Genomic DNA, 22,223 nt, shown 5'->3' with positions numbered 1-22,223 from the left:
GGGGCATTGGGGCGTAAGCGGGGGGGTGGGACGCTTACGTGGCGGGCGTGGACGCGGGGATTCTGCGCGTCGGAGCGGCGGCGGCAGCCTGCGTCATCCTGTCCATCATGATTCCGAGGAACACGATGGCCAGGCCGGCGGCAAGGCCCTTGCCGAAGATGGAGCTCTGGACGAAGCCTGCCACGACGTCGTATCCGAGGCCGCCGGCGCCGACCAGGGCTCCTACCACCACCATGGCCAACACGTAGATCAGCCCCTGGTTGGCAGCGAGGGCCAGGGATTGCCTCGCCATGGGCAGCTGCACCTTGGTGATTACCTGCCACGGCGTCGAACCGCTGGCGATCGCCGACTCGACGACAGTCGGTGAGATCGCCGCGATTCCATCGGCGGTGATCTTGATGGCGACCGGGGCGGCGTAGATGATGCCCGCCATGATCGCAGTGAAGCGGGTGGCTCCGAAGAGGCCAAGGAAGGGCACGAGGTAGACGAAGGAGGGCATGGTCTGGCCCGCGTCGAGCAGGGGCCGCATGAGCTGGTCGACGCGGCTGGACCGGCCCATGGCCACGCCAAAGACAATTCCCAAAATCATTACCACGGCGGTGGCAACGAGGGTTCCGGCGAGGGTGACCATGGCGTCGCTCCAGAGTCCGAGGTAGATGATGACCCCCTGGCAGGCAGTGGTTACGGCCGCGAGCTTCCAGCCGCCCAGTGCGTAGGCCACGATGGCGACCACTGCGACGAGGATGAAGAAGGGCGTCTCGGTCAGCAACGACTGGAACGGGTTGAGGATTGTTCCGGTAACGCCTTCACGCAGGGATACCGTGAACAGCGACACGTTCGATTGCAGCCAGTGGCTGGCGGTGTTCACGGCCTGGACGATGGCCGGTCCAACATTGAGGTCCTGGGGAAAGGCTGCTGCCCACAGCATGGTCCTGGACAACTGCACCATGACCAGGACCACAGCCAGCGCGATCCCGAGTAGTCCGGCACGGGCCTTGCGGCCCAGGCGGCGTTTGGCGGCTGCGCCGGGTTCCGCGCGGCGGCTGGCTGCTGTGGTCACCCGGTCCAGCACGATGGCCAGCAGGACGATGGAGAGCCCGGCATTGACTGCAGTACCAACGTCCAGGGACTGCAGGGCCCGGACCACCGTCTGGCCAAGGCCCGGAGCGGCGATCAGGGCGGCGATGGTCACCATGGACAGGGCGGCCATGGTCCCCTGGTTGATGCCCATCACGATGGTCCGGCGCGCCATGGGGAGCTGCAATGTCAGCAGCCGTTGCAGGCCCGTGGTGCCGAGCGAGTCGGACGCTTCGCGGGTGTTATCTGGAATGCGGCGGATACCGTGTGCGGTAAGGCGTATGACGGGTGGAGCAGCGTAGATCACCGTGGCGATCACTGCCGATGCCGGTCCGATCAGGAAGACCAGGGCAAGCGGGGCGAGGTAGACGAAGGTGGGCAGCGTCTGCATGAAGTCCAGCACGGGAGTGATGACCCGGGCTACCCTGCCGTAGATGCCGGACAGTACGCCAAGCGGGACGCCCACCAGCAGGGTCAGGAGCACGGACGTCAGAACCAGGGCGAACGTGTAGGTGGCTTCCACGAACAGGCCTTGAAATCCGAAGAAGACAAAGACCACAGCCGTCAGCAGGGCTACCCGGACGTTGCCGACAGCCAGTGCGATCCAGGTGAGCAGGCCTACCGTTCCCAGCCAACCGATTTCCGGAAGGCGCAGGCCGGTGGACGTTGCTGCGAAGGTGGTGGTAAACAGGTTCGCCACCGCATCCACGGCGGTCCGAAGCGGCGTGAAAAAGTAGAGGAAGACCGGGTTGTCAGCCCGGTTTGCCGCCACCCAGGCGTTGAGTTGGTTCAGCGAGCGGTGCAGGTCCGTCAGTTCCGAGGCTGGCAACGCCAGGGTTGCCGTGCCGTTGAGGAGCAGGAATCCCAGGATCCAGAGTGCGCCGGCGGCCAGCAGGAGGACTGTCCTTCGGCTCGGCCTGCGGCGTGCTTCAAGGATGATGGGGGCAGCCGGGACGGTTTTCTGTTTTTCGAGGAGGGCAGACATCAGGCCGCCGCTTCTGCCGGTTGCAGCACGGAAAGAATGCTGTCGCGATCGATCTGTCCGGTGATCCTGCCGCCCTCTTCGACAAGGACCGGGCAGGCGGAGTGCATGACAGCCGGGATGGCGTCGCGGATGATCATCCTGGAGTTGAGCACTGCTGCATCCCTGGGCGTGGTGTCGGCCAGCGGCCGCGTGATCCATTTAAGGGTCAAGACGTCGGCACGGGGGACTTCCGAGACGAAGTCCTCGATGTACTTGTCCGCCGGGGCGCCTACAAGGTCGTCACCGGTGCCACACTGGACAGGCTCTCCGTTGCGCATGATCAGGATCCGGTCTCCGAGTTTCAGCGCTTCGGCGAGGTCGTGGGTCACGAACACCATGGTCTTGCCCATTTCCTTGTGGAGCCGGATGACTTCTGCCTGCATGTCACGCCGGATGAGCGGATCCAAAGCCGAAAAGGGCTCATCGAAAAGGATGGTGTCCGGATCTCCGGCAAGGGCTCGCCCCAGGCCGACGCGCTGCTGCATACCGCCGGACAGTTGGTCCGGGTAGTGCTGTTCGTAGCCTTTGAGCCCAACGAGTTCAATGATTTCCCTGGCCTTGGTGTGGCGTTCGTTCTTCGCCGTTCCGCGTATCTGCAGTCCATACGAGACGTTGTCCAGGACCGTGCGGTGCGGCAGCAGGCCGAAGTGTTGGAAAACCATCGATACTTTCCGCCGCCGGAGCTCCCGAAGTTCAGCCACGCCTGCCCGCAGGACATCGTTGCCGTCCACCAGGACCTGTCCGGACGTCGGCTCGATGAGCCTGGTAAGGCAACGGATCAGGGTGGATTTGCCTGAGCCGGACAATCCCATGACCACGAAGACTTCGCCCTTTGCGACGTCGAAGCTCAGGTTGCGGACCGCGGCTACGCAGCTGGTGCGTTCAAGCAATTCTGCGGAGCCGAGGGTGGCCAGTTCCCGGTTTCCCGGGATCTTCTCTCCCCCTGGTCCGAAGACCTTCCAAAGGTTGCGGACCGATATCGCGGGGCTGTTCATTGCTGTACTCCTGCTTGTGTGGAGGCTGTAATCAATGGCTGGGCCGAAGGCAGAGCTGTGCCAGGTGTTGATGCTTCGCGAATCCGGAGCTGGCACTGGTACCGACGTTGGGGAGGTATTCGGGCCGTGCTTAGGGGGAATCTGTGGGAGGAGAGGCACGGCTCCCGTGTGCCTTACCTGCCATTGGGTGACGCTGGTGGGCGGCATGCCCGGTAAAACGGAGTTCTTCTGTCGAAACTGGTTTCCCAGGAGATGACGCAACGGACTTCGTATTACGCAACAGAGTGATTTATGCCACTCGTATTGTCAAGGCTTTCCGGATAACGCCGCGATGTTACGGGGCGGCAGATAACAACTGCGCAAGGGTCTTGACACGCCGGCTGTCAGGGCCAAGCGTGTTGCATTTAGTGATTCAAGTTGCGCAGGAGGCGCCGCTTGGAGGGCGCTTTCGGTAGGCGCTCGCCGTAGTGGAAGCCCCGGGCAACGGCGTGCAGACAAGCAATGGCCCCGAGCCCTCTGGGATTCGGGGCCATTGCCATGGTGAGTCAGGGGCCTTTCAGCGGTGCGTGTACCCCATATTCGCGCTGACTTTGAGGCCAGCATCCTTGAGGGTTTCCAGCAGGCCCGGGATCTTTTCGGGGTCGAAGCGGAACGCCGGCCCGGAGATGCTGACCGAACCGATCACGGTGCCCTGGTGGTTGTAGACGGGTACCGCCACGGCGTTCAGGCCGATTTCGAACTCCTCACGCACCACGGCGTACCCTTTGGCCGCCACGTCGAGCAGCTGGGCGTCCAGTTCCTTCCGGCTGGTGATGGTGCGGGAGGTGCGCGCCGACAGTCCGGTCTCCTTCAGGATGCGCTCGCGCTCGTCCGCCTCCAGCGCCGCAAGCAGGACCTTGCCGCTGGAAGTGGCGTGCAGCGGGGTCAGGCTTCCCACCCAGTCGTAGGTGGCCAGGGTTGAGGGACCCATGGCCTGGTCCACGTTAACGGCGTAGTTGGAGCGCAGGACAGCGAGGTTGACGGTTTCCTTAAACTGCTCGGCCAGGCTTTCCAGGACGGGCCGTGCCTCACGAACCAGGCTCAGGCGGCCGGGAATAGAGCTGGCCAGGCGAAGGATCCCAAAACCGAGCTGGTACTTCCCGCGCTCGCTGTTTTGATGGACCATCTCGCGCGTCACCAGCGAACCCATCAGCCGGGACACGGTGGACTTATGGATCCCCATTTCCTCGGCGATTTCGCTCACGCCCGCATGTCCCTCGCGTGCCAGGATCTCCAGGACGGTCAGGGCGCGCTCCACGGACTGGACCCCGCCGGACTGGCCGCCGCCGTCGGCATCGGTATCGGTTTCCGGTTCATTTTTAGGAGCCATACTTCCTGATCCTATGCCGCTTGATGTGATGGGCGTGACATTGAGTCCGGCTCCCGGCGGTTGCGGCAGCCGGGATTGCCCTAGCTGCCGCGGTAGGTGGAGTAGGCGAACGGGCTTAGGAGCAGCGGCACGTGGTAATGCTCGGGCCCGGTGACCTCGAAGACCAGGTCCACTTCCGGGAAGAACGTCTGCGTCTGCAGGCCCGCGTAATAGGCGCCGGTGGCGAAGTTCAGTTTGTAATGGCCAGGTTCCAGGCGCTCCGGCCCCAGGTCCTTGGCCCGGCCATCGGCGTCAGTGCTGGACGCTGCCAGCTCACGCCAGGTGCCGGCGTCGTTTCGGGAAAGGACGACGGCGACCCCCGCCGCCGGGCGTCCGGCACCGGTGTCGAGAATGTGGGTGGTCACGTGGGAGACGCTCATTCGCTGATCAGTCCTTCGAGCCGCAGTACGGCGATTTCGCGCAGCTGCTGGGCCACGATCCTGTCTTCTTCTTCCGCGGAGTTGGTGAGCCGCTGGTTCAGGGCCGCCAGGATGTCCTGGGCGCTGCGTCCGGCGGCCCGGATCAGGAACACGCGGCCGAACTTCTCCTCGTACTCCCGGTTCCCGCGCGCCAGGGCCTTGGCGACAGCAGCGTCGGCCGGGTCCACACCGGCCTGCTCCGAACGGGACATGGAGGCCTCGGTGCTGGCCGCCGTCGGGCGTTCCCCGATCCGTGGGTGGTGGGCCATGGCGGCTTCCACCTCGGCCGGCGTGAACGGGCTGGCAGCCTGGGCGGCGAACGCCAGGAGCTCGTCGCGGCCCCCGTAGGGCCGGGCTCCTGCCACTGCTTCCACCCAGCGGCCGATGTCGATGCAGGGCCGGAGGGTGGCCTGGGCGGCGGTGGGATCCGCGCTGTTGAATTCGGCTAGCTTCATGCTGGCAGTAATCCTTGGGGTGATGCTGGCATCCATGGTGACGGCTATGCGGACGCCGGGGAGTCCGACACCTGCTTGTGGCAATACCACCAGCGGGCTTCCGCATCATGGAACTGTTATTTCAGCATACGTAATATTCAAGGGCAGCTCCTGCGTGCTGTCAAGCAAAGGGCATCCGGCTGCGATGTGACTGGCAGCGCTTAGCCCTGCGAGGACGTCCTGGACAGCACCCAGGTGTTGGTGCCGTCCTGCCGCTCGAAGGTCACTGTAGTTACCAGGGCTTCAATCAGCGCCAGTCCGCGTCCGGACTCGGCGTTGTCGTCCGGGGTGGAGGCCTCCATCGGGCCGAACGGCGGCTTCGCGTGGTAAGCGCTGACCCGTGCCTGCAGCAGCGCCGGCTGCACGGTGGTCTCCACTCCGAGCTCCACCTCCTGCTCACCGGCCGGCTCAGCGTGCTGGACGATGTTCGACGCTGACTCGATGACCGCCGTCGTGAACGTCATCTGGTCCATGTCGTCCACGAAGGGGACGTCCCGCCAGAGGCTGTCGAGGCCGTTATGGACGGCTTCGATGGCGTCCTCGGCAGCCGGTCCCCGGAAGCTGCGCGAGGCCAGGACCTCAGTCATTGCTGAACGCTGCTTCGGCTGTGGCATACGCCGTAAGGACCTTGTCCATGCTGGTGAGCTTCAGGACCATGTTCACCTGGGGCTGCACCGCCGCGATCCGCAGGTCGCCGCCGGCCTGGCGGGCCGCCTTGAGGCAGCCGATCAGCGCGCCCAGCCCGGAGGAATCCATGAAGGCGGTGTTTTCCAGGTTCACCACGATCCGGTTGGACCCGCCGGCAATGACATCCGTGACGAACTCGCGCAGCTTGGGCGCGGAGACCATGTTGAGCCGCCCGTCCGCCTTGACTTCCGCGTACGAATCTTTGACCTCGTAACTGAACTCCATCAGGGTTCCTCTCTGTTTGCAGGTTCTGCGGCCGGTTCGTACCCCTTGTAGAGCACGGCGCGGACCAGGATGCTCATGACCACCAGGTCAAAGACCACCCAGACGACGTTGACCAGGGTGCCCAGCGGTTCCGCCAGCCCGGTGGCAAGGCGGATGATTCCGACGACGGCGGCGACGGCAAGCAGGATGGACACCACGATCTGGGGCCGGATGAGGCTCCAGCTGGGTCCGCCGCTTTGGCGCGCCTTGGGGGTGACCGCGAACCCAAGGGGACGGCCGAACCACACGTTACGGGCCGCCGTCGTGCATGCCTTGATCCAGGTGGGGAACAGCGCCAGGCTGTACTGCTGCCCGCGCCAGGTGGGGATTCCGCGGCCGGCCACGGCGAACAGCAGCTGGTTGACCACCATGAACGGGATGAAGCGGATGAAGAAGTCCCAGCTCAGGCTGCTGACCGGCAGGATGCCTAGCAGCAGGTAGATGATGGGGGCCGCGAAGTAGATGACCGCGGCGAACCCGCTGAGGTAGGTCCACATGGTGGCGAAGTACATCAGGCGCTGGCCGAGCTTGAGGCCCTTCTGGACCAGCGGGTTCTCGCGGAGCAGCACCTGGATGGTGCCCTGCGCCCAGCGGAGGCGCTGGGTGAGCATGGTCTTCAGGTCCTCCGGCGCCAGGCCGTAGGCCAGGATCTCGTGGTGATAGACGCTCTCCCAGCCCATGGCGTGCATGCGCATGGCGGTGGCCATGTCCTCGGTGACGGAGATGGTGGCCAGCGGCATTACCGGCTGGGCCTCGTCGCTGCGCTCCACGGTCAGCGCATCCAGGACGGCCTGGACGGATTCCAGGGCGCCCAGCGGCGACCAGTCGCGGGCGGACATGCGCTGGACGGCGTCGTCGGCCACCACCGGGACGCCGGACTCGCCCACGTGGGCCAGTTCCATGGCGGCGATCTCTTCGAGGTCGGCCTGCAGGGCGGCGACGTCGGCCTGGACCAGGGTCTGGACGGCGGCATCCACGCGGCGGCGGACGCGGTACGTGACCTCGCTGAGGGGCCTGCCGGCGTCCACTTCCTCCTGGGCTTCGCGGGTGGCGGCCTCCACCTCGTCGAGGACCTCGGCCACCAGGGGAGAATCCACGTCCGCCGACTTGCGGGCCTGCTTGATGGCTGCCCGGGATGCGGCCAGGGCACGGCGGATACTCTTCTCGGTCTCCTTGACGTAGCCCACCAGGCCCAGCTGCATCAGGGCCTCGCGGCGAAGGATGGCGTTGGAGCCGCAGAAGAAGGCGGCATTCCAGCCGTCCTTGCCCTGCTGGATGGGACCGTAGAACAGGGGCGCCTGGCTGCCTAGCGGATCATCGGCCGGCACATTGCTGAAGTATTGGGGGGTTTGGACCAGGGCCACCCGGCGGTTGTTGAAGTAGCCCAGGGTCTTTTCCAGGATGTCCGGCTCCGGGATCTGGTCCGCGTCCAGGATCAGCAGGAACTCGCCGTGGGTCACCATGAGGGCGTTGTTCAGGTTCCCGGCCTTGGCGTGGCGGGGGAGGTCCTTGGTCCAGTCTTCGCTGCGGGTGACGTAGCCCAGGCCATGCTGTTCGGCCAGGGCCTTGAGCTCGGGCCGTGCGCCGTCGTCCAGGATCCAGGTGCTGTGCGGGTGCCGGATCTTCTGGGCTGCCAGTGCGGTGGTGAGGACCATGTCTAGGTCTTCGTTGTAGGTGGTGATGAAGACGTCCACGGTTGTATCGTGCGGCGGCGCGGGAGCGCCCTTGCGGATCCTCAGTTTCCACACGGTCATGCCGAAGAGCATGACGTCGATGAGGCTGTAGGTTTCGGCCACCACCAACGGCAGGGCGATCCACCAGGCGTCCCAGTTGAGGGACGCCATCCAGCGCCACGCGATGTAGTTCAGGCCGGTCAGGACGGTCAGGACAACCACCACGCGGGTCCAGAAGCGGATCAAGCCGGCACCTCCACGGGCAGGCGGCGGACCACAACCACGGTGACATCGTCTTCGGCGGTTTCTGCCGGGGCCAGGGCCAGGATGGAGTTGCTGGCTTCCTGCGCCGTACCTGCGGACTGCGTTGCGTGCTGTACTGCCTCGGTGAAGTCCTCCACTGACCCGAACACATCCAGCACTCCGTCGCTGACCACAACCAGCGAGTCGCCCGGGGCCAGCTCCAGGCCCGCCTGCGGCCACTGAGTCCCGGGCCAGGCGCCAACCGGTGGTCCGCCGGAGGGGAGGCGGTCCGCCGGCCCGGCCGGCTGGACATGCAGCGCAAGGCCGTGCCCGGCGTCTACATAGCTGACCTTGCCTGATGCCGCGTCCAGGCGGGCATGGAACAGGGTGACAAATGAGTTGGAGGAGTCCAGGTCGGCGGCGATCGCCTTGCTGGCGGCGCCGAACCCGGCGTCGAGGTCCTGCCGCAGGCCCGTGGAACGCATCACTGCGCGGACTGTTGCCGCGATCAGCGCCGCCCCCATGCCTTTGCCCATGGCATCGGCGAAAGTGAGGTGGAGCCCGTCCGGCGTCTGGTACCAATCGTAGAAGTCGCCGCCCACGCTTTGGGACGGGCGGAAGAGGCCCGCCACGTCGTAACCGTCAACCCGGATGTCTTCCTTGGGCAGGAGGCTTTGCTGCACTTCGGTGGCGCGTTCCAGCTCGCCCCGGGCGGCGGACTCCGCCGCGGCTGAGGGCCGGCGCCGGAACAGTGCATTGATCCGGGACTGCAGTTCCCGGGGGCTGAACGGCTTGCTGATGTATTCGTCGGCGCCGTTGTCCAGGCCGGTCAGCTTGTCGAGTTCGTCCGCACGGGCGGTGAGCATCACGATGAACGCGTCCGAGAACTCGCGCAGGAGCTTGCAGACCTCCAGCCCGTCAAGGTCCGGCAGGTTCAGGTCCAGGGTTACCAGGTCCGGCCTGGTGCGGCGGACTTCCTCCACCCCCGGGAGCCCTGCCCCGGCCTGGGTGACGTCGAAACCCTGCTTCACCAGGACGCGGACCAGGAGCCCGCGGATGTCCGGATCATCTTCGATGACCACCGCACGGCGGGATTCGGAGGGAGAGACCATAGCTCTACTTCTACAGTATTAAGGCGCACGGGGCATGTCTTAGGCTCCACAGTTTCCGGTGACTTCGCTGACAAGTGCATCGTGCGGGAACCACGCACACCCGATCTTGCGGGAATCTTGGGGTCCGCTTGCCGGGACGTTGAGGAACGCCGGTCACACTCGACATAACGCAGCAGCTTTCCAGGAACAGGGTACGACGACGACCGCGTGGAAGCTGACAAGGTTGCGGAAGGCGGGGAAGCCAATGGAACACGTAAAACAGAACGGAATGGACAAAGCCAGGGCTTTCCTGCGCGTCTTCTTCCACTCACGGAAGGTGCGGGCCGCTGCCAGGGAACTGGAGCAGGCCCTCGCCGAATCCCGGGAGGTCTCCAGTTGGCCCGGGGACCGGCTGCAGGTGGGGGAACACATGTCCAGGCAGGTGGAGAAACTCACGCATCGGCTCAAGCTGGAGACCGAGGCGCATGGCAGGCTGGAGGGCCTTTTAAAGACTGCGGGCCGAGGGCATTCCGTACCCGCCTTGTAGGTGCCACACTTAGCAGCAATCGATTGGCTGGGGATAGTCAGGAGATTGCTGTGAGTTTGTTTGTCGGTTGGTCGTACCTGATGGCTGGACTCATGACCATGGACGCGATGCTGCTGGCGTTGTGGGCCATGGAAGTCGATTGGCGAAAGTACTGGCGCCGGAAGTAGCGCTGTTATTCCAGTTGCAGCCGCATCAGCACCCGGGGGAAGCCGTTGAGCACCGAGGTGGTGTCCGCAGCCTTGGTAAAGCCAGCAGCCTCGAAGAGCTTGCGGGTACCCACGTAAGCCATGGTGAGGTCCACCTTGTGGCCGCCGTTGTCCACGGGATAGCCCTCCACAACGGGAGCCCCGTAAGCGCGGGCCATGGCGACGGCACCGGCCAGCAGATGGTGTGAGATTCCCTTGCCGCGGTGGCCGGGCCGGACGCGGAGGCACCACACCGACCAGGCGTCCTGGTCGTCAACGTGGGGAATCCGCCTGTTGCGGGCGAAGCTGGTGTCCGCCCGAGGGTGCACCGCTGCCCACCCGACCGGTTCGCCGTCGTCGTACGCCACCACGCCTGGCGGCGGATCCTGCGTCACCAGCTCCCGGACCAGTTCCCCGCGCTCTTCGCCCCGCAATGACACGTTTTGCTTCGAGGGAATCCGGTAGCTCAGGCACCAGCAGACGGTGGCGTCGGGCCGTTTGGGGCCCACGAGGATCTTGACGTCCTCGAAGACCGTTGCGGGTCGCACCTCAATGGCCATGCTGCGATCCTAGCCGCCGCTGGCCGGGAACCGCCTGCCGGGCTGATCTCCACTGTTGGCTCCTGTTGCCCGTCACTACACTGGGACGCATGACCCAGCAGGAACCGGGCAGTGCTGCCGCGGATCCGGATACCGTTGCCGCCGCCCTGCGAACGCCGGCTGAGCGCTCCCGCACCTTCGCCGGAATCCTGGTCAACACGGCATTGGCCAACATCACCACCAGCTACCTGTGGTTCGCGCTGACGTTCTGGCTGTACCTGGAGACGCGCAACGTGATTGCCACCGGTGTGGTGGGCGGCGCCTACATGCTGCTGATTGCCCTGTCCAGCATCAGCTTCGGCACGTTCGTGGACCGCTGCCGGAAGCTGGCCGTGATGCGGTTCGCCGCCGCCTTCACCTTGGTGATGTTCTTAGTGTCAGGGGTGATGTTCCTGCTCACTCCTGCCCCGTCCCTGCTGGACCTGGGGCAGCCGTGGTTCTGGATCTTTACGCTGATCATCCTGATCGGCGCCGTGGTGGAGAACATGCGGAACATCGCCCTGTCCACCACGGTGACCATCCTCATCGAGCCGGAGCGGCGGGCGAATGCCAACGGATTGGTGGGAATGGTGCAGGGGCTGATGTTCATCGTCACCTCCCTGCTGTCCGGGCTGTCCATCGGGTTGCTGGGCATGGGCTGGACCATCGCCGTCGCGCTGGTGCTCACGGCGCTGGCTGCGGTGCACCTGCTGACCCTTCGGATGCCCGAGGAGGTACACGTGGCGGCATCGGACGCCCATGGCGGCTTCGACCTTCGGGGTTCGTTCACTGCCGTCCTGGCCATCTCGGGGCTGTTCGCGCTGATCGTGTTTTCCACGTTCAACAACTTCATCGGCGGCGTCTACATGGCGCTGATGGACCCCTACGGGCTGGAGATGTTTTCGGTGGAGATGTGGGGTGCCGTCTTCGCGGTTGGATCCACGGGATTCATCATCGGCGGCGCGCTGATTGGGAAATTCGGGCTCGGCGCCAACCCGTTGCGGACCCTGCTGGTTGCCGTGGCGGCCATGGGAGTGCTCGGCGCCGTGTTCACGCTGCGGGAGTGGCCATGGCTCTACATCCTGGGGATCTGGCTGTACCTGGTGCTGGTGCCATTCGTGGAGGCCGCTGAACAGACGGTCATCCAGCGGATGGTGCCGCTGGAACGGCAGGGACGCGTCTTTGGCTTCGCCATGGCCTTCGAGTCCGCCGCCGCTCCCGTCACGGCGTTCCTCATCGCCCCCATTGCCCAGTACTGGATCATCCCGTACGCCCGGTCCGCGGACGGTGCCGCGCTCCTGGCGCCACTCCTGGGCGAGGGCACCTCGCGCGGCATCGCCCTGGTATTCCTGGTGGCCGGGCTCATCATGATCCTGGCCGCCCTGCTCGCCTTCCTTTCCCCGGTCTACCGCCGGGTGTCGGCGTCGTATGCGCAGGCGGCAATGGAAACTGCGGATTAAGCCCGGACGCCCCAAGCACGCAAGGTGCTGGGGCGTCCGTGGAAATGCTGCGGGAAATGGTGGCGGGTTTAGATTCCCAGGGCTTCCTTGAGGCGGGCGACGTGGCCGTCGGCCTGCACCTGGTACTGGGCCAGGGTGACGTTTCCTTCAGGGTCCACCACAACCGTGGAGCGGACGATGCCCTCATGGATTTCGCCGTGGACCAGCTTTTCGCCCCAGGCGCCGTAGGCCAGGGCAACCGCGTGGTCGGGATCGGACAGGAGGGGGAAGGTGAGGGAGAAGTCGCCGCTGAAGCCGGCCAGGGCTTCCTGGGCGTCCGGGGAGATGCCGACTACCTCGTAGCCCTTGCCCTGCAGGGAGGCCAGGCTGTCGCGGAAATCGCAGGCTTCGGTGGTGCAGCCGGGGGTTGCCGCCTTCGGGTAGAAGTAGACAATGACGTTCTTGCCACGGTAATCGGCCAGCGAGGTCTCGCGGCCCTGGGCGTCCCGGAGGGTGAAATCAGGAGCCGGGGTACCGGGCTGAAGCTTGGTGGTCAGGGTGGGGCTCATGGCGTTCCTTTGTAAGACTCGGTCAGTGATGGCCAAACATCAAGTGAAGCGGGTCACCGCTTACTGATACAAACCAGCGCGTCATATGCAGTATTCCGCCGGACCCCGAACGGCTGCGTGCGGGCCCGGCACAAACTGGTAGCCGCCGCCGCGGACGGTGGCCACGGCGTGGCGGGCATTGCCCAGTTTCTTGCGGATCCTGCCCACGTAGACGTCGATGGAACGGGCGGTGGCGCCGGGAAAATCCAGCGATTCCAGGAACTCCTGCAGTTCCTCGCGGCCTACCGTGCGGGACAGGTGCGTCACCAGGTAGCGCAGCACCTTGTATTCGACGCCGGTCAGCGCCACCGGGCTGCCGTCCAGCAGGACGGAGTCGGCGGCAAGGTCCACGGCGACCCGGCTGACGGGGCCGGCCGACGGCGGCAGGCGCGTGCCGCCGTCGGGCCCGGTTGCGCCGGGGTTCTCCGCTGCGGAAGGAGCGTGAGAGGAGTCGGCTGCGACTCCTTCCGTCCCGGCGGAGACCCCGGACATGGGGGCTCCGGCGGCAGGCCAATGGACTTCCGCCTCCGGAGCAGTTTCGAGGGCCCTGGCGAGGACCATTTGGGCGGCGTGGCGCAGGAGGTCCGGGGTGGTTCCTTCGGCCGGAACCACCCAGACGGCCAGCCCGTGGGCGGTGGCCCGCCGGGCCGGAACCGGCTGATGGACCCGATGCGGTACTGCCGTCCGGGGATGGTGTGCTTCCACTGCCATGGCGCGTCCCTAGACGCCGCCGCGGCGGATCAGCCTGCCCGTGGGGGTCTGGCCGTCCACTGCGGCGCCGCGGAGGAAGGTCTTGCGCACCACGCCGGACAGGGCCTTGCCGTCGTACGGGGTGATGGGGTTCTTGTGCTTGAGCTTGGACACGTCCACCACGAAGGCCTCGTCGGGGGCGAACACGGCAAAGTCGGCGTCATAGCCCAGCGCCAGCTGGCCCTTGTTGGTGAGCCGTGCGAGGTTGGCAGGCCGTTCCGCCATCCAGGACACCACCTGTTCCAGCGGGATGCCGCGGTGCCGCGCCTCCGTCCAGATCAGGGACAGGCCCAGCTGCAGGGAGGAGACGCCGCCCCAGGCCACGGCGAAGTCGCCGTTCTCGAGGTCTTTCAGGTCCAGCGTGGAGGGGGAGTGGTCCGAGACGATGCAGTCGATGGTGCCGTCCAGGAGGCCCTGCCACAGCAGCTCCCGGTTGGAAGCCTCGCGGATGGGCGGGCAGCACTTGTAGGCGGTGGCGCCGTCCGGGATTTCCTCCGCCATCAGGGTCAGGTAGTGCGGGCACGTTTCCACGGTGAGCTTGACGCCGTCGCGTTTTGCGCTGGCGATCATGGGCAGCGCATCCGACGACGACAGGTGCAGGATGTGGGCCCGGGCACCGGTCCAGCGCGCCCGCTCAATGACCTCGGCAATGGCCTTGTTCTCGGCTCCACGGGGGCGGGAGGCCAGGAAGGTTTCGTAGTGGTCCCCGCCAGGGTGCGGTGCCCGGTCGATGGCGTGCGAGTCCTCGGCGTGGACGATCATGAGCGAATCGAAGGACTTCAGCTCGGCCATGTCCTCCTCCATCTCGTCCGCCTCGAGGTGCGGAAACTCGTCCACGCCGGAGTGCAGGAGGAAGCACTTGAAGCCGAAGACGCCTTCGTCGTGCAGCGGACGGAGGTCGGCCTTGTTGCCGGGGATGGCGCCGCCCCAGAACCCGACGTCGATGAACGCCTGGTCCTCGGCCACCTCGCGCTTGAGCTTAAGGTTTTCCACGGTGGTGGTGGGCGGAACGGAGTTCAGCGGCATGTCGATGATGGTGGTGACGCCGCCGGCTGCCGCGGCGCGGGTGGCTGAGGCGAAGCCCTCCCATTCGGTGCGGCCGGGCTCGTTGACGTGGACGTGGGTGTCCACCAGGCCCGGAAGCAGCGCCTCGTCGTCGGCCAGTTCGATAACCTCGGCGCCGGCCAGGCCGTTGCCCAGCGGCTCGATGGCCACGATCCTGCCGTTGCGCACCCCCACTTCGCGCGGGGCGATGCCGGCGGTGGTCAGGATGCGCCGGCCACGGATGACGAGGTCAAAGCGTTCTTCAGACACGGAGGTCCTCCTTGGTACTTGCGGTGGCAGGCCTGTTGGCCGCCAGCCCCGCACTGATCTGGGTGCCCAGCTGCTCCAGCAGCGGCCCTGCCTCTGCTATGCACCTGTCTACATCGGTTTCGAGCGCCGTCAAAGCATGGATGTCCTCGAACCCGGCAGCCGCGGCCTGGTCCTGGTCCAGGGTGGTCCGGCCGCAGACGGCGACGACGGGAACACCCTGGCCTGCCGCTGCCCGGGCCACACCCATCGGCGTCTTGCCCAGCAGGCTCTGTTCGTCCAGGCTGCCTTCGCCCGTGATCACCAGGTCGGCACCCGCCAGGCGGTCCGCCAGCCCCGTGAATTCAAGGACGACGTCGATGCCTGGCCGCCGCGTTGCGGCCAGGACGGCGATGGCGGCGTAGCCCACCCCGCCGGCTGCCCCGGCTCCTGGAGCCTCGGCGGCCTTGACGGCGCGGAATCCGATTTCCCTGGCCAGGACTTCGACGAACCTGGCCAGGGCGGCGTCGAGCATGCCGACGTCTTGTTGCGCGGCGCCCTTTTGCGGACCAAACACCGCCGCGGCGCCCTGGGCGCCGAGCAGCGGGTTGTCCACGTCGGACGCCAGCACAAAGCGGGTGTCCACCAGGCGGGGCTCGAAATCGGTGAAATCGATGCTGTGCAGGTTGGCCAGCGCAGCCCCGCCCGGGGAGAGTTCGTTGTTCCTGCTGTCCAGGAACCTGGCGCCGAGGCCCTGCAGGAGGCCGGCGCCGCCGTCGGTATTGGCACTGCCGCCCACACCGAGGATGATCCGGCGGCAGCCGGCGTCCAGCGCTGTGCGGATGAGCTGTCCGGTGCCCAGGCTGGTGGCCGTGGTGGCATCCGCCGAATCCGGACGGCGTCCGTTCCGGACGCTTGGCACCAGGGCGAGCCCGGAGGCCGTCGCCATCTCGATCACGGCCTCGTGGGCCCGGACCGCGAAGTCCGCCTCCACCGGCTGTCCGTTGGGGCCGGTGACCGTTGCCGTGCGGCGGGTGAAGCCGGAGCCGACGGCGGCGTCGAGGGTGCCCTCGCCGCCGTCGGCCACCGGAATCCGGACGATGTCCAGGTTTCCGCCGGCCCCGCGCTGCAGGCCCTTTTCCAGGTGGCTGCACACCTCCGGGGCTGACAGCGAACCCTTGAATTTGTCCGGGGCAATCACGATCCGCATGGTTAGGCCTGCAGGGCCAGGATGGCGGTGGGAGCGTCGGCGGCGGATTCCGCCAGTTCCTCGAACTCGTTCACGGCGTTGATTTCCACGCCCATGGAGATGTTGGTGACCTTTTCCAGGATCACCTCCACCACCACGGGAACCCGGAACTCACCCACCAGGGCCTTGGCCTTGTCGAACGCGGCGGCGAGGTCGCTGGGGTCCTCCACGCGGACGGCCTTGCAGCCCAGGCCTTCGGCCACCTTCAGGTGGTCCACGCCGTAGCCGCGGGTGTCCTCGGACAGGTGCGAGCTGTTGATGTTCTCGAACGCCAGGGACACGTTCTGCTCCATGTTGAAGCCGCGCTGCGACTGCCGGATCAGGCCCAGGTAGGAGTTGTTCACCACCACGTGGATGTACGGCAGGTTGAACTGCGCGCCCACGGCCAGTTCCTCGATCATGAACTGGAAATCGTAGTCGCCGGAGAGCGCCACCACCGTCTGGTCCGGGTTGGAACGGGCGACGCCGAGGGCTGCCGGGGCGGTCCAGCCCAGCGGGCCTGCCTGGCCGGCGTTGATCCACTTGCGCGGACCGAAGACGTGCAGCATCTGCGCGCCGGCGATCTGGGACAGGCCGATGGTGGACACGTAGGTGGTGTCGCGGCCGAAGGACTTGTTCATCTCCTCGTAGACGCGCTGCGGCTTGATGGGGATGTTCTCGAAGTGGGTCTTGCGGTGCAGGGACGCCTTGCGGTCTGCGCATTCGGCAACCCAGTCGCTGTAGTCCGGCAGGGACCCGGCGGCTTTGCGCTCCTTGGCGAGCTCAACCAGCCCGGCCAGCGCCGCACCGGCGTCGGACGCGATGCCCAGGTCAGGGGAGAACACGCGGCCGATCTGGGTGGGCTCGATGTCGATGTGCACGAACGCGCGGCCGGCGGTGTAGGTGTCCAGGCCGCCGGTGTGGCGGTTGGCCCAGCGGTTGCCGATGCCGAGCACGAAGTCGGACTGCAGGTAGTTCTCGTTGCCATAGCGGTGGCTGGTCTGCAGGCCCACCATGCCGGCCATCAGCTGGTGGTCATCGGGAATGGTGCCCCAGCCCATCAGGGTGGGGATCACCGGAACGTTAAGGGTCTCTGCAAGCTCAACCAGTTGCGTGGACGCGCCGGCGTTGATGATGCCGCCGCCGGCCACGATCAGCGGGTGCTTGGCGGCGAGGAGCATGTCCAGGGCCTTTTCCAGCTGTTTGCGGGATGCCTTGGGCTTCTCGACGGGAAGGGGCTCGTAGGTGTCGATATCGAATTCGATCTCGGCCATTTGCACGTCGATGGGCAAGTCCAGCAGCACGGGGCCCGGGCGGCCGGAACGCATCAGCTGGAAGGCCTTCTGGAAAGCGCCGGGAACCTGGCCGGGCTCCAGGATGGTCATGGCCATCTTGGTCACGGGCTTGGCGATGGACTCGATGTCCACGGCCTGGAAGTCTTCCTTGTGCAGCTTGGCCACCGGAGCCTGGCCAGTGATGCAGAGCATAGGGATGGAGTCGGCCCAGGCGGCGTAGAGACCTGTGACCATGTCTGTACCGGCGGGACCGGAGGTGCCGATGCAGATGCCGATGTTGCCGTCCTTGGCGCGGGAGAAACCGTCGGCCATGTGGCTGGCGCCCTCAACGTGGCGGGCCAGGGTGTGGCGGATGCCGCCGTGGGCGCGCATTGCGGAATAGAAGGGGTTGATGGCGGCGCCTGGCAGGCCGAACGCCTCGATGGCGCCTTCCTTTTCCAGGATGGCCACCGCTGCATCAACGGTACGCATCTTGCTCATGGGGTGCTCCTTGAAAGCTTGGGAAGTCTGTTTTTGGGTGTGCTGAAGGAAGGCCCGGCGGTCGCGGGGCACTTTGGGAGTGTCGGCGTCGCAAATTACGACGGCGGCCGGCGTGTCCGTGTCAATGTGCCCCGTTTTCGGGGCGGCCGGCTGGGCGGCGTGAGGGTTACTTCCTGCCGCTGAGCTGGAGGACCTGCTTGAAGAGTCCGGAGTGGTCCAATGCGCCGTCGCCCTGGTTGACGGTGGCGGCGACGAGCTGGGCGGCCACGGCGCCGAGCGGGATGGCGACATTGGCTTCGCGGGCAGCTGAGGTGACGATGCCCAGGTCCTTGTGGTGCAGGGCCAGGCGGAAGCCGGGGTCGAAGTTGCGGTCCAGCATCTTCTGGCCCTTCTGGTCCAGGACCTTGGAGCCGGCCAGGCCGCCGCCGAGGACCTTGAGGGCGGCGTCGGTGTCCACGCCATAAGCCTCAAGGAAAGCGATGGCCTCGCCCAGGACCTCGATGTTGACGGCGACGATCAGCTGGTTTGCTGCCTTGACGGTCTGGCCGGAGCCGGACGGGCCGACGTGGACGATGGTCTTGCCGACGGCGTTCAGGACGTCCTGGGCGTCGTCGAAGTCTGCCTTGTCGCCACCGACCATGATGGAGAGGGCGGCGTCGATGGCGCCCTGTTCGCCGCCGGAGACCGGGGCGTCGAGGGGGCGGATGCCGGCTTCCTTGGCGTCTGCGGCGAGGCGGACGGCGACGTCCGGGCGGATGCTGGAGGCGTCGATCCAGAGGGTGCCCTGCTTGGCGTTGGCGAAGACTCCGTCGGGGCCGCTGACAACACCCTCAACGTCGGGGGAGTCCGGCACCATGGTGATGACGACGTCGGCGTCTTTGACGGCGTCCGCGATGCTGGTGGCGCCCTGGCCGCCTTCGGAAACCAGTTTGTCGATCTTGTCCTGGCTGCGGTTGAAGCCGGTCACGGTGTGGCCGGCTTTGACGAGATTGATGGCCATGGGCAGGCCCATGATTCCGAGTCCGATGACTGCAACGTTGCTCATGATGGTTCTCTTTCTGAAGTCTTGAGGTCTTGCGTGTGTGCGGCGGTGGCTAGCGGGCGACGTGTTCGCGGATGGCCCAGCTGAAGGCGGTTTCCTGCGGTTCCTTGTACTCGAGGCCGATGTAGCCCTGGTAGCCGAGTTCGCGGCTGCGGGCGATCCATTCGCCGAGGGGAAGGGTGCCGGTGCCCGGTGCGCCGCGGCCGGGGTTGTCGGCGATCTGGATGTGGCCGAAGTCCTTGGCGTGGTTTTCGATGACGGATTCGACGTCGTCGCCGTTGACGGCCAGGTGGTAGAAGTCGGCGAGCAGCTTGATGTTCCCGGCGCCGGTCTCTTCCTTGACGCGGGAGATGACGTCGAGTGCATCGTTGGCGGTCAGGAGCGGGTATTTGGGTGCGCCGCTGACGGGTTCGAGCAGGACGGTGCCGCCGATGCGGGCGACCCCTTGGGCTGCCGCTGCCAGGTTCTTGACGGCGAGCTCGTCCTGTTCTTCGGGGGTGAAGTCGTCCTGCCGGTTGCCGTAGAGGGCGTTGAACGCCTTGCACCCAAGGCGTTCGCCGATGCCGGTGACGACGTCGATGTTGTCCTTGAACTCAGAGCAACGGCCCTTCCAGGAAACCAGGCCGCGGTCGCCGCCGGGCATGTTGCCGGCGTTGAAGTTCAGGCCCGTGAGCTGGACGCCGGCGTCCGTGATGGCGTTCTCGAACTTGGTGATTTCGCTGTCGGGCGGGACGGAGGACTCGAAAGGCCACCAGAACTCAACCGCGTCGAAGCCGGCTGCCTTGGCTGCGGCGGGGCGCTCGAGCAGGGGCAGCTCCGTGAGGAGGATGGAGCAGTTCACTGTGTACGTCATCGTAGGTCCTTCCGAGGAGGGGCTTTGATCTATCTTCCTTTGCTTCCGGCCTAGTCACCGTTTCCGCTTTGTGGAATTTAGATTCTGCTTTATGAAAAGTGTAGGGAAGTAGGGCGGGGGTAGTCAAGGGGAGTCGTGGGCAGGAGACTGGTAGCAGGTACGCCCGCTCAACGTGAAATGGACTGGAGCGATCATGACCGCTGCCCGCCTCCGGCTTCTGGCCTGGCTCATTGCCCTGATGGCCTTCCTTGCCGGCTGCACGTCCGGGATGGGCTCTGGGCAGGCCGTGTCTGGATCCGCGGCCCCTTCACCTGGGGCGACCGCGACGGTGCCCACCCCGGCGGCCGGTTCGGCAAGCTCCGCGCCGGATGCGGCCGACGTCGCCCTCGCTCCTCCGCAGGCGCCGGTCCCAGTGGCAGTACCTGACTCGACATCGGCTGCCCCGCCGGCTCCCGCCCCCGCACCCCAGCCGTTCGCCCTCAACCTGTACCGGGAAGGCGACTTCGTCCCGCAGTACACATTCGACTGGTGCGTTGCAGCGAGCATCCAGATGGCGCACAACCTGATTGACGATACCGGCGGCGGCACTTGGGCCGACCGCACGCAGCAGAGTGAGCTGTGGGAGAGGGCCCGCGCCCACTCCTCGGACTCGTTCAACGGTGCCAATCCCTTTGGCTGGGCGCAGGTGCTGACGGAGGCTGGCATGGGGCCGTACGCGGTGGTGAGCGTCCCGGACTATGGGGAAGCGGTGCGGACGGCGGCGGGTGCCATCACGGAGACGGGCAGGCCGGTGGGCCTGGTGATGTGGAGCGGCCGCCACGCCTGGGTGATGAGCGGATTCGAATCGGTGGGCGACCCACGCCAGTTCCCCGATTTTTCAGTGACCGGCATCCGCGTCCTCGATCCGCTCTATCCCTACGGCAGTGGCCAGTGGGGCCCGTCGCCGGCGCCTAATACCCTGCTGACTCCGGAGCAGCTGGCCACGCAGTTCGTGGTCCGTGAACCGCGGCGCTGGAGCAGTGGCCTGGCCACCGGCTACCTCCTGGTGCTTCCAACCGCGGCGTAGCCAGGCCGCCACCAAACCTGCCTGCCCTTCGATCCGGCCGCCCTTCGATCCGGCTGCCGCGAATCCCCGGAAACGCCAAACATCCCCGGCGCGGAAAACCGCGCCGGGGATGTTTGTTGGGAATCCGTGAGCTAGTGGGTCAGGTCCTTGCCCTTAGTTTCAGGAATCGTGAACACGAACGCTGCGCTGACCACCAGGAGCAGCACCGCGTAGATGTTGAACACCTGCGGCGCCCCGAGCGAGGATCCCAGCCACTGCTGCAGGTACGGGGCGGTACCGCCAAACACGGCCACGCAGATGGAGTAGGGGACGCCGACGCCCACAGTGCGGATGGAGGTGGGGAACAGCTCGGCGTACACGGCCGGAACAATGGCGGCGCTCGCGGCCACGAAGATCAGCATCACGGACATGCTCACGGCCAGCTGCCAGGCGGAGTCCTTCAGCAGCCAGGTCATGGGGAAGTGCAGCACCGCTGATCCGATTGCGCCGGCCCAGAGGACCTTCTTGCGGCCGATCCGGTCCGAGAGCTTTCCCCACACCGGCAGGGCGGCGATAAAGACGATGTTGGCGATCACGCCGGCCCACAGTGCTTCGCCGCGGTCGATCTTCAGTGCCGTGGTGGCGTAGCTGGGCGCAACGACGCCCCAGATGTAGTAGATGACCGTCAGGCCCACGGTCAGTCCGATGACCTGCATGGCCTGCTTGCGGTAGCGGACAATCTGCGGCCAGATGGGAGCGCGCTTGGTAGTGACCGCCTCGTCCTGGAACGCTTCGGTCTCGTGCAGGCGCGACCGCATGATCAGCGCGTACAGGCCCATGGCGGCGCCGATCAGGAAGGGGATCCGCCAGCCCCAGGCGTTCATCGCCTGGGTGCTCAACGACATGTTCAGGACGGCGCCCAGCAATGTGCCGAACAGGATGCCCACGGTACCGGACGTGTAGATCAGGGTGGCCCAGAAGCCGCGGTGCTCCTTGGGTGCCATTTCGGACAGGTAGGTCTGCGACGACGGCAGCTCGCCGCCGTGCGCCAGGCCCTGCACCAGCCGGGCCACCAGCAGCATCAGCGAGGCGAACGCGCCGACACTGGCGAACGTGGGGGCGACGCCGATCATCAGGCTGCCGAGCGAGGCAAGGCCTACGGCGAACGTCATCGAGGTCTTCCGTCCCACCCGGTCGCCGATCCAGCCGAAGAGGAAGCCGCCGAAGGGCCGGGCCACGAAGCCGACGGCGAAGATCGCCAGGGTGGACAGTACGGCCGACGCCGGGTCCTCCTTGCTGAACAGCTGGCTGGCGATGAAGGGGGTGAAAGTGGCGTAGATGGCCCAGTCGTACCATTCAACGGCGTTGCCGATGCCGGTGCCGACGACGGTCTTGGCTTTGGACATGCGCCCCGCCCGGGGCTTGTTTACTGCAACGGACATGGTCTTCTTCCTGGTCATTTCGTTCTTGGATGGGGGCAGCAGCACTGCAACCGGATAGGGGAGGGG

Annotated in this window: 21 protein-coding genes; 3 read left to right on the top strand and 18 right to left on the bottom strand. The window is 66.1% G+C overall.

All coding sequences use genetic code 11. From position 1 onward, the window contains the following. Positions 1–34: 34 nt before the first annotated feature. From NIBR502770_RS15840 to NIBR502770_RS15800, 9 genes are all read right to left on the bottom strand, one after another. A complete protein-coding gene (locus NIBR502770_RS15840) occupies positions 35–2,062 on the bottom strand; it encodes a proline/glycine betaine ABC transporter permease (RefSeq protein WP_141182573.1) in 2,028 nt (675 codons plus the stop codon). After that, positions 2,062–3,096 (bottom strand): glycine betaine/L-proline ABC transporter ATP-binding protein, encoded by a 1,035-nt coding sequence (locus NIBR502770_RS15835; RefSeq protein ID WP_141182572.1) that lies wholly within the window; start codon positions 3,094–3,096, stop codon positions 2,062–2,064. Before NIBR502770_RS15835 ends, NIBR502770_RS15840 begins: the two co-directional genes overlap by 1 nt. A 556-nt stretch (positions 3,097–3,652) precedes the next feature. After that, complete coding sequence (locus tag NIBR502770_RS15830; protein WP_141182571.1) at positions 3,653–4,465, bottom strand: IclR family transcriptional regulator; 813 nt, start codon at positions 4,463–4,465, stop codon at positions 3,653–3,655. 80 nt (positions 4,466–4,545) lie between these two features. Continuing rightward, positions 4,546–4,884 (bottom strand): hydroxyisourate hydrolase, encoded by a 339-nt coding sequence (uraH, locus tag NIBR502770_RS15825; protein ID WP_141182570.1) that lies wholly within the window; start codon positions 4,882–4,884, stop codon positions 4,546–4,548. Then, the gene (gene uraD, locus NIBR502770_RS15820) at positions 4,881–5,378 is read right to left on the bottom strand and encodes a 2-oxo-4-hydroxy-4-carboxy-5-ureidoimidazoline decarboxylase (RefSeq protein WP_141182569.1); all 498 of its coding nucleotides are present in this window, start codon (positions 5,376–5,378) and stop codon (positions 4,881–4,883) included. The genes uraH and uraD overlap by 4 nt, the downstream gene beginning before the upstream one ends. Positions 5,379–5,578: 200 nt before the next feature. Next, complete coding sequence (locus tag NIBR502770_RS15815; protein ID WP_141159188.1) at positions 5,579–6,004, bottom strand: ATP-binding protein; 426 nt, start codon at positions 6,002–6,004, stop codon at positions 5,579–5,581. Next, the gene (locus NIBR502770_RS15810; protein WP_141182568.1) at positions 5,997–6,329 is read right to left on the bottom strand and encodes an STAS domain-containing protein; all 333 of its coding nucleotides are present in this window, start codon (positions 6,327–6,329) and stop codon (positions 5,997–5,999) included. The genes NIBR502770_RS15815 and NIBR502770_RS15810 overlap by 8 nt, the downstream gene beginning before the upstream one ends. Beyond that, entirely contained in the window at positions 6,329–8,287 is a 1,959-nt protein-coding gene (locus tag NIBR502770_RS15805; protein WP_141182567.1) for a glycosyltransferase family 2 protein, read from the bottom strand. The genes NIBR502770_RS15810 and NIBR502770_RS15805 overlap by 1 nt, the downstream gene beginning before the upstream one ends. After that, positions 8,284–9,396, bottom strand: coding sequence for a PP2C family protein-serine/threonine phosphatase (locus tag NIBR502770_RS15800; RefSeq protein ID WP_141182566.1), 1,113 nt, complete (start codon positions 9,394–9,396; stop codon positions 8,284–8,286). Before NIBR502770_RS15800 ends, NIBR502770_RS15805 begins: the two co-directional genes overlap by 4 nt. A gap of 244 nt (positions 9,397–9,640) precedes the next feature. On the opposite strand from NIBR502770_RS15800, the gene NIBR502770_RS15795 reads away from it, so the two are divergent. Next, entirely contained in the window at positions 9,641–9,922 is a 282-nt protein-coding gene (locus NIBR502770_RS15795; protein ID WP_246839834.1) for a hypothetical protein, read from the top strand. A 172-nt stretch (positions 9,923–10,094) separates the two neighbouring features. On the opposite strand, the gene NIBR502770_RS15790 is transcribed toward NIBR502770_RS15795, so the two are convergent. Next, on the bottom strand, positions 10,095–10,667 hold the full coding sequence (locus tag NIBR502770_RS15790) for a GNAT family N-acetyltransferase (protein WP_141182565.1): 573 nt from the start codon (positions 10,665–10,667) through the stop codon (positions 10,095–10,097). Between the two features lie 89 nt (positions 10,668–10,756). Between NIBR502770_RS15790 and NIBR502770_RS15785 the strand changes: the two genes are divergently transcribed. Beyond that, positions 10,757–12,145 carry an MFS transporter gene (locus tag NIBR502770_RS15785; protein ID WP_141182564.1) on the top strand — a complete coding sequence of 463 codons (1,389 nt, stop codon included), beginning with the start codon at positions 10,757–10,759 and terminating at the stop codon, positions 12,143–12,145. 68 nt (positions 12,146–12,213) lie between these two features. Here NIBR502770_RS15785 and bcp read toward each other — a convergent pair whose 3' ends face one another. The 7 genes from bcp to NIBR502770_RS15750 form a co-directional block, all read right to left on the bottom strand. Continuing rightward, complete coding sequence (bcp, locus tag NIBR502770_RS15780) at positions 12,214–12,693, bottom strand: thioredoxin-dependent thiol peroxidase (protein ID WP_141159194.1); 480 nt, start codon at positions 12,691–12,693, stop codon at positions 12,214–12,216. 81 nt (positions 12,694–12,774) lie between these two features. Beyond that, a complete protein-coding gene (locus tag NIBR502770_RS15775; RefSeq protein WP_141182563.1) occupies positions 12,775–13,443 on the bottom strand; it encodes a winged helix-turn-helix domain-containing protein in 669 nt (222 codons plus the stop codon). Positions 13,444–13,452: 9 nt separating this feature from the next. Then, on the bottom strand, positions 13,453–14,796 hold the full coding sequence (gene allB / locus NIBR502770_RS15770; RefSeq protein ID WP_141159196.1) for an allantoinase AllB: 1,344 nt from the start codon (positions 14,794–14,796) through the stop codon (positions 13,453–13,455). Further along, entirely contained in the window at positions 14,789–15,982 is a 1,194-nt protein-coding gene (locus tag NIBR502770_RS15765) for a glycerate kinase (protein WP_141182562.1), read from the bottom strand. Before NIBR502770_RS15765 ends, allB begins: the two co-directional genes overlap by 8 nt. 2 nt (positions 15,983–15,984) lie before the next feature. Then, positions 15,985–17,775, bottom strand: coding sequence for a glyoxylate carboligase (gene gcl / locus NIBR502770_RS15760; RefSeq protein ID WP_141182561.1), 1,791 nt, complete (start codon positions 17,773–17,775; stop codon positions 15,985–15,987). A 166-nt stretch (positions 17,776–17,941) separates the two neighbouring features. Further along, positions 17,942–18,820 carry a 2-hydroxy-3-oxopropionate reductase gene (locus NIBR502770_RS15755; RefSeq protein ID WP_141182560.1) on the bottom strand — a complete coding sequence of 293 codons (879 nt, stop codon included), beginning with the start codon at positions 18,818–18,820 and terminating at the stop codon, positions 17,942–17,944. 49 nt (positions 18,821–18,869) lie between these two features. Beyond that, positions 18,870–19,670, bottom strand: coding sequence for a hydroxypyruvate isomerase family protein (locus NIBR502770_RS15750; protein ID WP_141182559.1), 801 nt, complete (start codon positions 19,668–19,670; stop codon positions 18,870–18,872). Positions 19,671–19,863: 193 nt separating this feature from the next. On the opposite strand from NIBR502770_RS15750, the gene NIBR502770_RS15745 reads away from it, so the two are divergent. After that, positions 19,864–20,736, top strand: a complete 873-nt coding sequence (locus tag NIBR502770_RS15745; RefSeq protein ID WP_141182558.1) for a hypothetical protein — start codon at positions 19,864–19,866, stop codon at positions 20,734–20,736. Between the two features lie 131 nt (positions 20,737–20,867). On the opposite strand, the gene NIBR502770_RS15740 is transcribed toward NIBR502770_RS15745, so the two are convergent. After that, complete coding sequence (locus NIBR502770_RS15740; RefSeq protein ID WP_141182557.1) at positions 20,868–22,157, bottom strand: MFS transporter; 1,290 nt, start codon at positions 22,155–22,157, stop codon at positions 20,868–20,870. Positions 22,158–22,223 lie beyond the last annotated feature (66 nt).

Source organism: Pseudarthrobacter sp. NIBRBAC000502770 (assembly GCF_006517815.1).
Taxonomy (GTDB): domain Bacteria; phylum Actinomycetota; class Actinomycetes; order Actinomycetales; family Micrococcaceae; genus Arthrobacter; species Arthrobacter niigatensis.
This window is presented reverse-complemented; position numbering and strand designations above follow the sequence as displayed.